This is a genomic window from Streptomyces regalis (assembly GCF_001509475.1).
Lineage (GTDB): Bacteria > Actinomycetota > Actinomycetes > Streptomycetales > Streptomycetaceae > Streptomyces > Streptomyces regalis.
Map to the genome: position 1 here is coordinate 40794 of NZ_LLZG01000418.1, position 12843 is coordinate 53636.

15 protein-coding genes are annotated in these 12843 nt (G+C 70.6%); 9 read left to right on the forward strand and 6 right to left on the reverse strand.

Annotated features, from left to right (window positions below; translation table 11 throughout):
- The first annotated feature begins 6 nt into the window (after positions 1 to 6).
- The 3 genes from ADL12_RS47975 to ADL12_RS47985 all read left to right on the forward strand — a co-directional run bounded on the left by ADL12_RS47975 (position 7) and on the right by ADL12_RS47985 (position 1972).
- A complete protein-coding gene (locus ADL12_RS47975; protein WP_062715495.1) occupies positions 7 to 471 on the forward strand; it encodes a cyclic nucleotide-binding domain-containing protein in 465 nt (154 codons plus the stop codon).
- Between the two features lie 68 nt (positions 472 to 539).
- Positions 540 to 1184 carry a CBS domain-containing protein gene (locus ADL12_RS47980; RefSeq protein ID WP_062715541.1) on the forward strand — a complete coding sequence of 215 codons (645 nt, stop codon included), beginning with the start codon at positions 540 to 542 and terminating at the stop codon, positions 1182 to 1184.
- A gap of 86 nt (positions 1185 to 1270) precedes the next feature.
- Positions 1271 to 1972, forward strand: coding sequence for a response regulator (locus tag ADL12_RS47985; protein ID WP_062715497.1), 702 nt, complete (start codon positions 1271 to 1273; stop codon positions 1970 to 1972).
- Positions 1973 to 2033: 61 nt separating this feature from the next.
- On the opposite strand, the gene ADL12_RS47990 is transcribed toward ADL12_RS47985, so the two are convergent.
- A complete protein-coding gene (locus ADL12_RS47990; protein WP_062715499.1) occupies positions 2034 to 2654 on the reverse strand; it encodes a TOPRIM nucleotidyl transferase/hydrolase domain-containing protein in 621 nt (206 codons plus the stop codon).
- On the opposite strand from ADL12_RS47990, the gene ADL12_RS57950 reads away from it, so the two are divergent.
- Positions 2653 to 2787, forward strand: coding sequence for a hypothetical protein (locus ADL12_RS57950; RefSeq protein ID WP_279617201.1), 135 nt, complete (start codon positions 2653 to 2655; stop codon positions 2785 to 2787). The two genes, ADL12_RS47990 and ADL12_RS57950, sit on opposite strands and share 2 nt — an antisense overlap.
- 5 nt (positions 2788 to 2792) lie before the next feature.
- Here the strand turns inward: ADL12_RS57950 and ADL12_RS47995 are convergent, their stop codons facing one another.
- The gene (locus ADL12_RS47995; RefSeq protein ID WP_062715501.1) at positions 2793 to 5276 is read right to left on the reverse strand and encodes an alpha-L-arabinofuranosidase C-terminal domain-containing protein; all 2484 of its coding nucleotides are present in this window, start codon (positions 5274 to 5276) and stop codon (positions 2793 to 2795) included.
- 145 nt (positions 5277 to 5421) lie between these two features.
- Between ADL12_RS47995 and ADL12_RS48000 the strand changes: the two genes are divergently transcribed.
- Positions 5422 to 5865, forward strand: coding sequence for a DUF6314 family protein (locus tag ADL12_RS48000; protein WP_062715503.1), 444 nt, complete (start codon positions 5422 to 5424; stop codon positions 5863 to 5865).
- On the opposite strand, the gene ADL12_RS48005 is transcribed toward ADL12_RS48000, so the two are convergent.
- Positions 5847 to 6440 carry a histidine phosphatase family protein gene (locus tag ADL12_RS48005; RefSeq protein ID WP_062715505.1) on the reverse strand — a complete coding sequence of 198 codons (594 nt, stop codon included), beginning with the start codon at positions 6438 to 6440 and terminating at the stop codon, positions 5847 to 5849. The two genes, ADL12_RS48000 and ADL12_RS48005, sit on opposite strands and share 19 nt — an antisense overlap.
- A gap of 173 nt (positions 6441 to 6613) precedes the next feature.
- On the reverse strand, positions 6614 to 7048 hold the full coding sequence (locus tag ADL12_RS48010) for a GNAT family N-acetyltransferase (RefSeq protein WP_062715507.1): 435 nt from the start codon (positions 7046 to 7048) through the stop codon (positions 6614 to 6616).
- 90 nt (positions 7049 to 7138) lie between these two features.
- Between ADL12_RS48010 and ADL12_RS48015 the strand changes: the two genes are divergently transcribed.
- Entirely contained in the window at positions 7139 to 7759 is a 621-nt protein-coding gene (locus tag ADL12_RS48015; RefSeq protein WP_062715509.1) for a DUF6461 domain-containing protein, read from the forward strand.
- Here ADL12_RS48015 and ADL12_RS48020 read toward each other — a convergent pair.
- Positions 7756 to 9228, reverse strand: a complete 1473-nt coding sequence (locus tag ADL12_RS48020; RefSeq protein WP_062715511.1) for an aminotransferase-like domain-containing protein — start codon at positions 9226 to 9228, stop codon at positions 7756 to 7758. The genes ADL12_RS48015 and ADL12_RS48020 overlap by 4 nt on opposite strands.
- Between ADL12_RS48020 and ADL12_RS48025 the strand changes: the two genes are divergently transcribed.
- Together ADL12_RS48025 and ADL12_RS48030 are read left to right on the forward strand one after the other, a co-directional pair.
- On the forward strand, positions 9227 to 10174 hold the full coding sequence (locus ADL12_RS48025) for a DMT family transporter (RefSeq protein WP_062715513.1): 948 nt from the start codon (positions 9227 to 9229) through the stop codon (positions 10172 to 10174). The genes ADL12_RS48020 and ADL12_RS48025 overlap by 2 nt on opposite strands.
- Before the next feature lie 94 nt (positions 10175 to 10268).
- Positions 10269 to 10463 carry a DUF1918 domain-containing protein gene (locus tag ADL12_RS48030; protein ID WP_062715515.1) on the forward strand — a complete coding sequence of 65 codons (195 nt, stop codon included), beginning with the start codon at positions 10269 to 10271 and terminating at the stop codon, positions 10461 to 10463.
- Positions 10464 to 10485: 22 nt separating this feature from the next.
- On the opposite strand, the gene ADL12_RS48035 is transcribed toward ADL12_RS48030, so the two are convergent.
- Positions 10486 to 11730 (reverse strand): glycoside hydrolase family 10-like protein, encoded by a 1245-nt coding sequence (locus ADL12_RS48035; RefSeq protein ID WP_062715542.1) that lies wholly within the window; start codon positions 11728 to 11730, stop codon positions 10486 to 10488.
- A gap of 218 nt (positions 11731 to 11948) precedes the next feature.
- On the opposite strand from ADL12_RS48035, the gene ADL12_RS48040 reads away from it, so the two are divergent.
- Positions 11949 to 12821 carry a 3-hydroxybutyryl-CoA dehydrogenase gene (locus ADL12_RS48040; protein ID WP_079052683.1) on the forward strand — a complete coding sequence of 291 codons (873 nt, stop codon included), beginning with the start codon at positions 11949 to 11951 and terminating at the stop codon, positions 12819 to 12821.
- Positions 12822 to 12843 lie beyond the last annotated feature (22 nt).

Here is a 12843-nt window from a genome sequence, read left to right on the forward strand (position 1 = left end):
CACGCCATGATCACCACACCCGCGCCCAGCATGCTGCGCGCCCTGCCCGCCGAGCACCGGCAGCGGCTCATGCGCATCGCCCGTGAGGTGTCCATTCCGCAAGGGACGCGCCTGTTCGAGGAAGGCGGCAAGGCCGACCGGTTCTGGATCATCCGGACCGGCACCGTCGAGCTCGACATGCACGTTCCGGGGCGCCCCGCGGCCGTCATCGAGACGCTCCGGCACAACGAACTCGTCGGCTGGTCCTGGCTCTTCACCCCGCACACCTGGCACCTGGGCGCCGCGGCGACGACCCCGGTGCGGGCGTACGAGTTCGACGCCGAGGCCGTCCTCCTGATGTGCCAGGACGACCCGGCCATGGGCCACGCCATCACCCGATGGGCCGGTGACGTGCTCGCCCACCGCCTCCGCTCCGCCCGGACCCGGCTGCTGGACCTGTACGCGCCGTACGGCTCCGGCAGCTACGTCTGAACCCTCCCGCGAGCCGAAACGAGAAAGGAGCCACCGTGCCCGCCACCGCGCACATCGTCAGCGACGTCATGACCCACACCGTCGTCTCCGTCGGCCGCAACGCCACCTTCAAGGAGATCGTGCAGCTGATGCAGGACTGGAAGGTCAGCGCCCTGCCGGTGCTCGAAGGCGAGGGCCGCGTCGTCGGCGTCGTCTCCGAGGCCGACCTGCTGCCCAAGGAGGAGTTCCGCGACGACGACCCCGACCGGCACACCCAGCTCCACCGGCTGTCCGACCTGGCGAAGGCCGGCGCGCTCACCGCTCAGGAGCTGATGACCTCCCCGGCGCTCACGACCCGCCCGGACGCGACGCTCGCCCAGGCCGCCCGCACCATGGCGCACGCCAAGGTCAAAAGGCTGCCGGTGGTCGACGAGCTGGACATGCTGGAGGGCCTCGTGAGCAGGGCCGACCTGCTCAAGGTCTTCCTGCGCGGCGACGACGAGATCGCCGTGGAGGTGCGGCGCGAGGTCGTGGCCCCCCTCTTCCCGGCGCCGGGCCCGGCGATCCGGGTCCAGGTGCACGACGGAGTGGTGAAGCTCGCCGGGCGGGTCCGGGACACGTCCCTGATCCCCGTGGCGGCCCGTCTCGTGCGCGCGGTCGAGGGCGTGGTGGACGTGGACTTCGAGCTGGAGGCCCACGCCGGTCTCGCCGCCGATGGGGCCGGTCGGCCCTAGTGCATCCGGCCCCGGCGAGCAATGATCGGCCTCACGGGCAGTCCGTGGTCCGCAGACCGTCAGCCGCCGGGGAACAAGGGGTCGTCATGACCGAGACAGGAACCTTCACGGAGCAGAACCCGATCCGCGTGTTCCTGCTCGACGACCACGAGGTCGTACGACGCGGTATCACCGACCTGCTCGACGCCGAACCGGACATCTCGGTGGTCGGCGACGCGGACACCGTCGAACACGCCCTCGTCCGCGGCCCGGCGCTGCGCCCGCACGTCGCGGTGCTCGACGTGCGTCTCCCGGACGGCGACGGCATCACGGTCTGCCGGGAGCTGCGCAGCCAGATGCCGGAGCTGGCCTGTCTGATGCTGACCTCGTTCGACGACGAGGACGCCCTGCTCGACGCCATCATGGCCGGCGCCTCGGGCTATGTCCTCAAGCAGATCCGAGGTTCCGACCTGGTCTCGGCGGTCCGTACGGTGGCCTCGGGCCAGTCCATGCTGGACCCCGCGACCACGGCCCGCCTGATGCGCTCGCTGCGCGCCGACCCCGCCGAGACGCCGGCCCTCGCACCCGAGCTGGCCGGCCTGTCCCCCCGTGAGCGGGACATCCTCGCCCTGATCGGCGACGGCCTGACCAACCGCGAGATCGGCAAGAAGCTCTACCTGTCGGAGAAGACCGTCAAGAACCACATCTCCCGGCTGCTGGCCAAACTCGGCGTCCAGCGCCGCGTCCAGGCCGCGGTCCTGGCCTCCCAGCTGGAACAGCCGGGCACCGGGGACCGCCCCACGAGGTGAGCACCAGCGGGGCCGTGCAGCAACCACTCGGGCTACCTCTCGGGCCCGCAGCCCCTGCCTGTCACAGGCTCGCAAGGAGGTCATCGAGGGGCGCCGGTACCTGTTCGGGCTCCAGGGCCTCGACGAGGAGGTGGCCGTAGCGGATCTTGCGGCCCTTCTTCGTGCCGAGGAAGCGCCGCAACTGCTGCTGCCGGGGCCGGCCGTGCTGTGCGGGCTGGCGCAGGAAGGTCTGCCAGGCACGCAGGTCGCCCTCGGTCCGGACGATCTCCTCGACCCTTGCAGTACCCAGCGCGCGGATCAGCTCGTCCTCCAGGTCCCTCACGCACACGAAGAACGCCGAGTACGACGCCGCCCGGACCCGCTTCAGGGCGCGGTCGTAGAAGCGCTGTTCGCCCTCGTCGCACAGTCCCGCCAGGCGCAGGCCGAGGCCGGACGGGCCGAGGAGTCCGGCGTAGCGCCCGACGCTCATCGCCCCGCCCATCGGCACGACGCACACGCCCTCGGCGTCCAGGTCCCGGCCCCGCCGTGCGGCCAGCGCCTCGACGGCCGCGAGGTCACTCGGCCCTTCCAGCAGCACCGCCGTCCGCACCCCCAGCCGCACAGCCAGATCACTCGCCGCCCCGCCGGGCCCGCCGGCCGCCCAGCCACGGACCTCGTCCCGGAACGCTCGCATGTCCGCCATGGAGCGAGTCTGCCTCTACGCCGACGACAGGGCACGCAATATTCCGACGCCCCCGCGCGACCTGCCCGCCCTCCTGGAGCACTGGCATGCGCGGGCCGCTGCCGCTCGGACAGCGGCAGCGGCCCGCGCCTGAACCGGCTACCTCTGCTTGATCCGCAGGAAGGTGATCGAGTTCGCCGGGAAGGTGTACGTGAACTTGTCGGCGACCCCCGAGAAGGTGGACGTCACCGGCGCGACCGGCGTCTGCGTCTCGCTGTTCACGGCGTTCGGGTCCGCGGACAGGGTCGTCACGCGAGCCTTGGACGCGACCTTCGCGCCGCCCAGGTCGATCGCCGTACGGGCGGCCGCGGACTGGGCGTTGACGACCTTGACGATCAGGTCACCCGTCTTCGCGTCCTTGGTGACGACCTGGCGGAACGGCTCGGCCGGCTTGTCGTCGGTGAAGCTGCCCCACTCCTGGCCGTCGAGGTACAGGGTGACCTGGCGGCCGCGCACCTTGATGTCGATGTCGTAGGTACGCCCCGTCTCGATCGTCCCGGCCTTGGAGATCAGCGTCGACTTTCCGCCGTCCGCGGCCTGCTCGACGGCGGACTGGGTGTTGTTCCAGCCGCCCAGGTTCCACCAGTAGTAGTTGCCGGTGTCCTTGACGCCGAAGGCGACGAGGAAGCCCTCCTTGCCGGACTTCTTGGTGGCCTTGGCGTGCAGGTCGTAGTCGTGCCAGGCCGGGTCGCCGGCCGAGAGCATCGTGTTCTCGGCGGCCGCGTCCGTCTGGACGTACTGCCCGTCCTGGATGCTCCAGCTGCCGCCGCCGGTGTGCTTCCACTGCGCGGCGTCCCCGGAGAAGTCGTCGCTGAGCAGCGTCTTCCCGTCGGCGTCCGTGACCTTCACGTCGTCGTACGCCGCACTGGTCGCCCACGTCGACAGGCCGACGGCGCCGGTGATCGGGCCCATCAGCGAGGGGGTTCCGGTGGCCTTCGAGGGGACCACCCGGTCGCCGACGTTGTTCATGAACAGCTTCTGGACCTCGTAGTTGGCGGAGTTCCAGGAGGCGTGGTTGTTGAACCACACCATGTCCGGGCTCCACTGCACGTAGTCCTCGTTGGCGAACAGCGGTGCGTACGAGGCGAGTTTGACGACGTCCGCGTTGCGCTCCAGGCCGGTCATGAACGCGGCTTCGGCGAGGCCGTTCTTGAAGGCGTTGCCCCAGGAGGCGTACTCGCCGAGGAAGACCTTCGGGCCGCCGCGGTCGTAGGAGTCGTAGCGGTCGTTGTTCTGCAGGAACCACTGCGGGCTGTTGTAGTAGTGCTCGTCGACCATGTCGACCTTGTTCTCACGGTTGAGCTGCCAGGCGGTGTCGAAGGTCTGCCCCGCGTCGTCCGGGCCGGAGTTGGAGACGACGGTGATGTCGGGGTACTTCGCCTCGATGGCGGCGCGGAACTGCTTGAACCGGGCCATGAACTCGACCGGCAGGTTCTCCTCGTTGCCGACCCCGAGGTGCGTGAGGTGGAAGGGCTTCGGGTGGCCCATCTGCGCGCGCTTCTTGCCCCAGGTCGAGGTCACCGGTCCGTTGGCGAACTCGATGAGGTCGAGGGTGTCCTGGATGTGCCGCTTGAGCAGGGCCTCGTCGTCGACGGCCTTGTTCTGGCCGCAGCCGGTCACCAGGGCCGGGACGACGGGCAGCGGCATGGCGCCGATGTCCTCGGCGAAGCGGAAGTACTCGTAGTAGCCGAGGCCGTAGGACTGGTTGTAGCCCCAGAAGTTGGAGTTGGTGGCGCGCTCCTCGACCGGGCCGATGGTGTCCTTCCACTGGTAGGACCGCTTGCGCTGCCAGTTCGAGGCCTCGCTGTAGTCCTCCATGGAGCCGGTGTTGACCAGGCAGCCGCCGGGGAAGCGCAGGAAGCCGGGCTGGAGGGCCGCGACCTTCTCGGCGAGGTCCTTGCGCAGGCCGTTCGGCTGGTGCTTGTAGGTGTCGCGCGGGAACAGGGAGACCATGTCCAGCGCGGCGGCTCCGGAGGCGGCGACCGCCAGGCGGCCGTCGCTGCTGGTGCGGGTCGCGGTGAAGGTGGCGCGGTACTTGGCCCAGCCGCTCTTGCTCACGGCCACCTCGCGAGCGGCGGCGAGTGTGCCGTCGGCGTCCTTCAGGGTGACGGTGAGCGTGGTGCCGCTCTCGGCGCGGGCCCACACCGAGAAGTCGTACTTCTTGCCCGCCTCGACGCGGACGCCGGTGTTGTAGCCCGCGTTCGTGAGGGACGAACCGGCGCCCAGGGAGAGGTAGTTGCGGTTGCGCTCGTTGAGCCGGCCGGCGTCGTTCAGGACCTGTGCGGTGCCGTCGACCGTCCAGGAGGTGAGCGGCGTGTACGACCGGTTGTCGTCCGTGGAGTACTCGAAGGACCGGTTCTGCACGAGCTCGGCGTACAGGCCGCCGTCCGCGGCCCGGTTGATGTCCTCGAAGAAGACGCCGTACATCGTGTCGTCGATCTTCGCGCCCTTGGCTGCGGGATCGACGGTGATCGCGTAGTCGGTGACGTCCTCGGCGTGGGCGGGGGCCGGGACGAGACCGGCGGCCACCATGAAGGCGGTGGCCGTCAGACCCAGTCTCCAACGGGTGCGCGTGCGTGGCATGGATACTCCGCGGCTCGATGTTCGAAATATCAGACGTTGATCAGCACTTCGAACGGCAAGATAGGGAGGGGATTCAAGAGCGTCAACGGGTCGCGCGGTACCGAAAGTCTCGGAAAGAGCCGGAAGAGCCGGAGGAGAGGAACGGATGGGCGAGTTCTGGCCAGTACCGGATGTACTGACGTACCTGGCCGGGAGTTGGCGGGTCGAGCGGTCGGTACGGGACCTCGCGAGCGGGGCGGCCGGGGAGTTCTCCGGCACGACGGTCTTCGGCCCACTCGAGGGCGGCGGGCTCCTGCACCGCGAGTCCGGCACGTTCGTCTGGCAGGGCGTACCCCGACCCGCCGAGCGGACGCTGCGTTTCCAGCCGGGCGCCACGCGCGGCACGGCGGACGTACGGTTCGCCGACGGGCGGCCCTTCCACGACCTGGACCTGACGTCCGGACGGTACATCGCCGATCACCCGTGCTCGGCCGACCTCTACCGGGGCGAGTTCACCGTCCTCGACAAGGACCACTGGCGGACTGTGTGGCGGGTGCGCGGCCCGGCCAAGGACCTCGTCCTCACGACCGACTACGCGCGCGAGGGCTGAGCCGGCGCCCCGTCGAAGCGGAGGTACCAGCGGCCCGCGCGGCCGGTCACCGTGGTCGTCGACAGGGGGCGTACGTCGATGTTCCAGTACGTGGCGGGCGGCGCTTTCAGCGCGTACACCAGGGCGGCACGGATCACGGACGGTTCGGCCACGGCGACGATACGGCCGCCGTCCCCCACGGGCCGGGTGTCGAGCCAGCCGCCGACCCGGGCGATGAACGCCAGCAGGGACTCACCGCCGTGCGGCGTGCCGCGCGGGTCGGCGAGCCAGGCGTCCACCGCCTCCGGCTCACGCGCCATCGCCTCGCCGAGCGTGAGCCCGCGCCAGCGGCCCATGTCACAGTCGCGCAGGGCGAGTTGCACCAGCGGGGCATAGCCGAGGGCGTCGCCGGTGGCGCGGCTGCGCGGGGTCGGCGAGCAGTAGCGCAGCTCCGCCGCCGCCAAGGGCACCAGGTCCCGCGCGACGCGCTGCACCTCGTCCCAGCCGGCCTGGTCCAGCGGCCGGTCGTCCTCGAAGCGCTCCGCGAGCAGCGGGGAGCTGCGCGCGGCGGCGACGAACGTGACCCGAAGCGACATGCGGCGATGGTGTGTCGCGAAAGTGCGCAGGTCAAGAGGCGTTGTGCAGACGTGACCGAGGGTGGACGAAACCTTACTACGGGGTCGGGATCAGCCGGACAAGTCACTGGAAAACGGCTGTTGGACATTCAAGTACTGCCGTTGGAGGCAAGTGGAGCACTGCCACCCGGCAACTAGAAGTAGAGCGCCATCCATTGGTCCGGCTTCTGAAGCGGCGCGAACCCGAGCTTCTCGTAGACGCCGTGCGCGTCGTGCGTGGCGAGCAGCATCCGCTTCAACCCGTACGGCCGCAGGTGCTCGCGTACGGCCCCGACGAGCGCCGTCCCGATCCCCTTGCCGCGCACCGACGGGTCGACGTACACGTCACACAGCCACGCAAAGGTCACCCGGTCGGTGATGACCCGGGCATACGCCACCTGCTCCCCCGAAACCGTCTCGTACACCCCGAAGTTCAGCGAACCCTCGATCGCCCGGTCCTGCTTCTCCCGCGCCCGCCCGATCGCCCAGTACGCGTCGGTGGACAGCCACCGGTGCACGCGCTCGGCGTCGATGCGCTGGGGGTCGGTCGAGATCTCGTGGCCGTCGGCGAGGGGCGGGATATCGGTCATGCGGCAAGATTCGCAGGGCAAGCTCGGCGGCGTCGAGCAGTTTTCCCTGGTCGGCGGGGCGTTGTCAGTGGCGGGTGCGATGCTGCGGGCATGACTGGGAAGACGACTGCCGCGGACTATGCGTGGCTGGAGGAGCGGTACGAGAACCTGATGCAGGCGTACTGCATCACGCTGGTGCGCGGGCTGACTCCCGAGGAACTCCTCCGGGAGCTGAAGGCCGAGCCCGGGCCTCGGATCACGGGCATGGACGGTCTGTGCGAGCCCTCGTACGACGTGAGCGGCTCCCACCGGCTGTTCGTCGGGGCGACCGCGGTCGGCGACTGGTCGCTGATGGTCGAGTTCAACGGCTACCTCGGCGTCACGAACGAAGCCATGCTCCCCCTCTCGCGCGGCCGCACGGTGGTCTCCCACTTCCTCAACGTCAACGCGGTGGACCACTTCTGCTGGTACGACAACGGCGAGCTGCGCGTGCACTTCGAGCCACTCTTCGCCTACTACCGCGACGGCAGCCATCCCGACGAACTCCTGGAGGACATGCGGGAGTCGGGTTTCGACCTGGTCGAGCACGAAGAACACGACGACCGGGAGTACGAGGGCCTCACCGGCGCCTCCTTCGCCCTGGCCCACCGCATCACCGGCATACGCCTGACCCCGGAGCTCTTGGAGTCCGCCGAGTTCACCTGCGGAACAGCCCCGGTACCCGGCGGCTAGAGCACCTCGTCACAGGCCGCCCGCAGCCGCCGCACCCCCTCCGCGATCTCCCCCACGCCCGCCACCGCGGCGAAACTCAACCGCACATGCCCGGCCGGAGGTTCCGCACTGAAGTAGGGGCGGCCGGGTGCGATCGCGACGCCCGCGCGCAGGGCGGCGGAGGTCAGGGCGGACTCTCCGCCGGAGCCGAAGGCCTGGGAGGCGCCCCCGGTGCCGTCGGGCAGGCGGAGCCACAGGTGGTAGCCGCCGGAGGGGATGTACGGGAGGGCGAGTTCGGGGAGGGCGAGGCGCAGGGCGGCCGTCATCGCATCGCGGCGGGTCTTCAACTCGGCGGAGATCGCCCGCAGATGGCGCGGCCAGGCGGGCGAGCCCACGAGTTCGAGCGCGGCCTCCTGCAGGGGCCGGGGCACGAAGAAGGTGTCGACGACCTGGATGGCGCGCAGCCGCTCCAGCACCGGACCACGGGCGGCGAGCGCGCTCAGCCGGAAGCTCGGCGAGGTCGCCTTGGTCAGGGAGGAGACATGGACGACGACGCCGTCGGGATCGTCGGCGGCCAGCGGACGCGGCAGGGGCCCCGCGTCCTCGTGCACCAGCCGCCGTGCGAAATCGTCCTCGACGACGAAGGCACCGGCCTCGCGCGCGATGCGCAGCACCTCACCGCGCCGGTCGGGGGCGAGCATCGCACCGGTCGGATTCTGGAACAGCGGCTGGCAGACGAACACACGGGCGCCGGTCGCCCGGAAGGCGTCGGCGAGCAGGGACGGCCGTACACCGTCCGCGTCGACCGGGACGGGGACCGGGCGCAGACCGGCCGCGCGGGCGATCGCCAGCATGCCCGGGTAGGTGGGCGACTCGACCAGTACGGGCGCGCCGGGCGGTGCGAGGGCCCGCAGCGCGGTCGTCAGGGCCGACTGGCCGCCCGAGGTGATCAGCACCTCGGCGGCCGTGACGGCGCCGCCCGGCCCGCCGATGCTGCGCGCGAACCACTCCCGCAGCTCCGGCAGCCCCTCCATGGGCGGCCGCCCCCAAGCCCCGGGCCGGCGGCCGGCCCGCGACAGGGCGGCGGCCATCGCCCGCTCCGGCTGCAACGACTGATGCAGATAGCCGCCGTTGAACTCGATCACGCCGGGCGGCGGAGCCATGAGCGAGGCCAGCACCCCGGAGGCGTCCACCGAGCGCGGCACGAGTTCGGCGGCGGAGTCCGCGCTGAGCGCCACCTCCTGCCAGGAGGTGTCCGCGACGGCAGCGGACCGCGTGCGCGGCTCGGCGCGGAACGCACCGGCGCCGGGCCGGGTGACCACCAGCCCCTCGGCCGCCAGCTGCGCGAGGGCACGCGAGACGGTCACCGGGCTCACCCGGAACCGCTCGACAAGGGCTCGGCTCGACGGGAGCTTTCCGCCAGGAGAGTAGCGGTCCAGCTCTCGCCGCAGCTGATTCGCCAGTTCGCCGACACTGCTACGCTCGTGCATGGGAACAGAGAATAGCGCTACCGCTCGACACTCGATAGCAGTCACCACCTCGGCCACGCCGAGCGCCGCGACCGCCCCGCCGACCAGGACGACCCTCCGCGGCACCCTGCAGGCCGCCCTCGGTGTCGCCGCTTTCTCCCTCACCTTCCCCGCCACCGCCTGGGGCCTGGAGGGTTTCGGCGCCTGGTCGCTGGTCGCCGTGCGCAGCGTGCTGGCCGCGCTGATCGCGGGCGGCTGTCTGCTCGCCCTTCGCGTGCCGCTCCCCGCCCGCCGTCACTGGGCGGGCCTCGCGGTGGTCGCCGGCGGAGTGGTCGTCGGCTTCCCCCTGCTCACCACACTCGCGCTCAAGACGTCCACCACCGCGCACGCCGCCGTGGTGGTCGGTCTGCTCCCGCTCACCACCGCTCTGTTCTCCGCCCTGCGCGTAGGCACCCGCCCCTCCCGCACCTTCTGGACCGCGGCGCTCGCGGGCGCGGCCGCGGTGATCGCCTTCACCGTGCAGCAGAGCGGCGGCGCCCTGACCACCGCCGACCTGTACCTCTTCGCGGCGCTGCTGGTCTGCGCGGCCGGCTACACCGAGGGCGGCCGGCTGGCCCGCGTCATGCCGGGCTGGCAGGTGATCGGCTGGGCGCTGGTGCTGTGTCTGCCGCTGAGCGCGCCGGCCGCCGTACTGGCACTGTCGTACGAGCCCGTCCACCTGACCTGGCACGGCGTGACCGGACTGCTGTGGGTCGCGGCGGGCTCGCAGTTCCTCGGCCTGGTCGTCTGGTACCGGGGCATGGCGGCGATCGGCATCCCGAAGGCCAGCCAGTTGCAGTTGGCCCAACCCCTGCTCACACTGGTGTGGTCGGTGCTGCTGCTGGGTGAGCACCTGACAGTGGCCGCCCCGCTGACGGCCGCGGCGGTGCTCGTGTGCATCGCCGTGACCCAGCGGGCACGTGGCTGAGCGGGCCCTGACGACCCACTTCCAACCACCGCTCCGCGCCGTAGACTCAAGGCCACGGACCGCTGCTCCCGCACCTGGTGAGGAGGCCCAACAGATGCGTGCAACCGTGGGCGACCAGCTTGTCCAGCACGGCAGGGTGGTCGGGCAACACGACAAGGTCGGCGAGATCGTCGAAGTCCTGGGCCAGGAGGGCAACCCTCCGTACCGCGTCCGCTTCGAGGACGGGCACGAGGGGCTGTGCTCCCCCGGCCCGGACACCGAGATCCGCCACAGGAACACGACGAAGTAGCTCGGCGAACAGATCGAGCAGATCAGCGCGGCGGAATCGCCGGCCGCCCGTAGTGGTCGGCGACCACCCGTGCCATCGCCCCGATCCGGTCGGCCGCCACGTCCTTCGCGGCGAAGAAGACGTGGCCGCGCGGCTCCACATGCTCCTTGGCCAGCGTGAGGTGCCGGGACAGCTCGGCCGGGTCCTGCCAGGCCGCGGGCTGCGCCGCATCACCGGCCTTGTACAGCGCCTCGCCGAGGTACAGCTTCGTGCGGCTGCCCCGCGCCACCTCCGCCCACCACGGCACGAGCTTGGCGTAGTCGGCGGCAGCGAAGTCGATGTTCCAGTACAGCTGCGGGCAGATGTAGTCGATCCAGCCCTCGCGGACCCACTTGCGGGTGTCCGCGTACAGGTCGTCGTATGTCTGCACGCCCGCCCGTGAGTCGGAGCCGAGTGGGTCGGTGGCGGCGTTGCGCCACACGCCGAACGGGCTGATGCCGAACTCCGTGGTGGGCCGGATCTTCCTGATGCCGGCCGCCATCTCCTGGACCAGCTGGTCGATGTTGTCCCGCCGCCAGTCGGCCCGGCTCGCGAAGTCGCCGCCGTAGCGGTCGTAGGCGTCGTTGTCGTCGAAGGTCTGGCCTGCCACCGGGTACGGGTAGAAGTAGTCGTCGAAGTGGACCGCGTCGACCGGATACCTCTCCACCGCGTCGAGCATCGCCTTCCGCACGAACGCCCGGACCTCGGGCAGGCCCGGGTTGTAGTAGAGCTTGCCGCCGTACGTCACCACCCAGTCCGGGTGCCGACGGGCGGGGTGGGATTCGGCCAGCCTGGTGGGGTCGGTGTGGTTGGCGATGCGGTACGGGTTGAACCAGGCGTGCAGCTGCAGACCGCGGGCGTGGGCCTCCTCGACGGCCGTACCGAGCGGGTCCCAGCCGGGGTCCTCGCCCTGAGTGCCGGTGAGGACCTGCGACCACGGCTCGTACGGCGAGGGCCACAGGGCGTCGGCCGTGGGCCGTACCTGGAGGACGACCGTGTTCAGGCGGCTCTCCTCCGCGGCGTCCAGGTGGGCGATCAGCTCGGCGCACTGTTCGTCGGCGGTCAGCCCCTGCTTGGAGGGCCAGTCCCGGTTCGCCACGGTCGCCACCCACACACCGCGCATCTCGCGGGTCGCCCGTCGCCGGGCCGGCTTCGTCGTTCCGCCCGCCATGGCGGAACCGGCCGCCACCGCGCCGCTTCCCGCCACGAGTGCCGACAGGGCGGTCACCGAAAACGCCCGTCGTGACATCCGTGACTTTCGGTGCAGCATCTCTTCGTACCTCCGTGTGCCGTGGTCAAGGGCCCACCCCGTGACAGATCCTTGCTTTCCGGATCGCCCCCGCGCATCAGCCTTTCATGAGGCACCCGAACGATCGATCATGCTTCGCCGAAGGTAACGTGCAGGTTTGGAGCAGGCGCCGAACAACGGCGGTCCTGCCGCACTCGTGGACCAGCGAAGGGGTCGATGTGACCGGCATCTCCGGAGATATTGCACGCGTCGGTGTGGTGGGCTGCGGCCAGATGGGAGCGGGCATCGCCGAGGTGTGCGCCCGCTCCGGGCTGGACGTGATGGTCGCCGAGACCACCGGCGAGGCCCTGGAGATCGGCCGTACCCGGCTGTTCACGTCCCTGGCCAAGGCGGCCGAGCGCGGCAAGATCAGCGAGGAGGAGCGGGACGCCACGCAGGCGCGGCTGTCCTTCACCACCGATCTGGGCGAGTTCGCCGACCGTGACCTGGTGATCGAGGCGGTCGTGGAGAACGAGCAGGTGAAGACCGAGATCTTCCAGGTGCTCGACCAGGTCGTGACCCGCCCTGACGCGATCCTGGCCTCCAACACCTCCTCGATCCCGCTGGTGAGGCTGGCGGTCGCCACCTCGCGCCCCGACCAGGTCGTCGGCATCCACTTCTTCAACCCGGCCCCGGTGCAGAAGCTCGTCGAGCTGATCCCGGCCCTCACCACCTCCGAGGGCACGCTCGCCCGGGCCCAGCAGTTCGCCGAGAAGCTGCTCGGCAAGCACGCCATCCGCGCCCAGGACCGGTCCGGCTTCGTGGTGAACGCGCTGCTCATCCCCTACCTCCTCTCGGCGATCCGGATGTTCGAGTCGGGCATCGCCAGCCGCGAGGACATCGACAACGGCATGGAACTCGGCTGCGCCCACCCGATGGGCCCGCTGAAGCTGTCCGACCTGATCGGTCTCGACACGGTCGCCTCCGTGGCGCAGAGCATGTACGACGAGTTCAAGGAGCCGCTGTACGCCGCTCCCCCGCTGCTGCAGCGCATGGTCGACGCGGGCCGGCTCGGCCGCAAGACCGGATCCGGCTTCTACACCTACGGCTGATTACAGTCCGTCAGATTCCGGC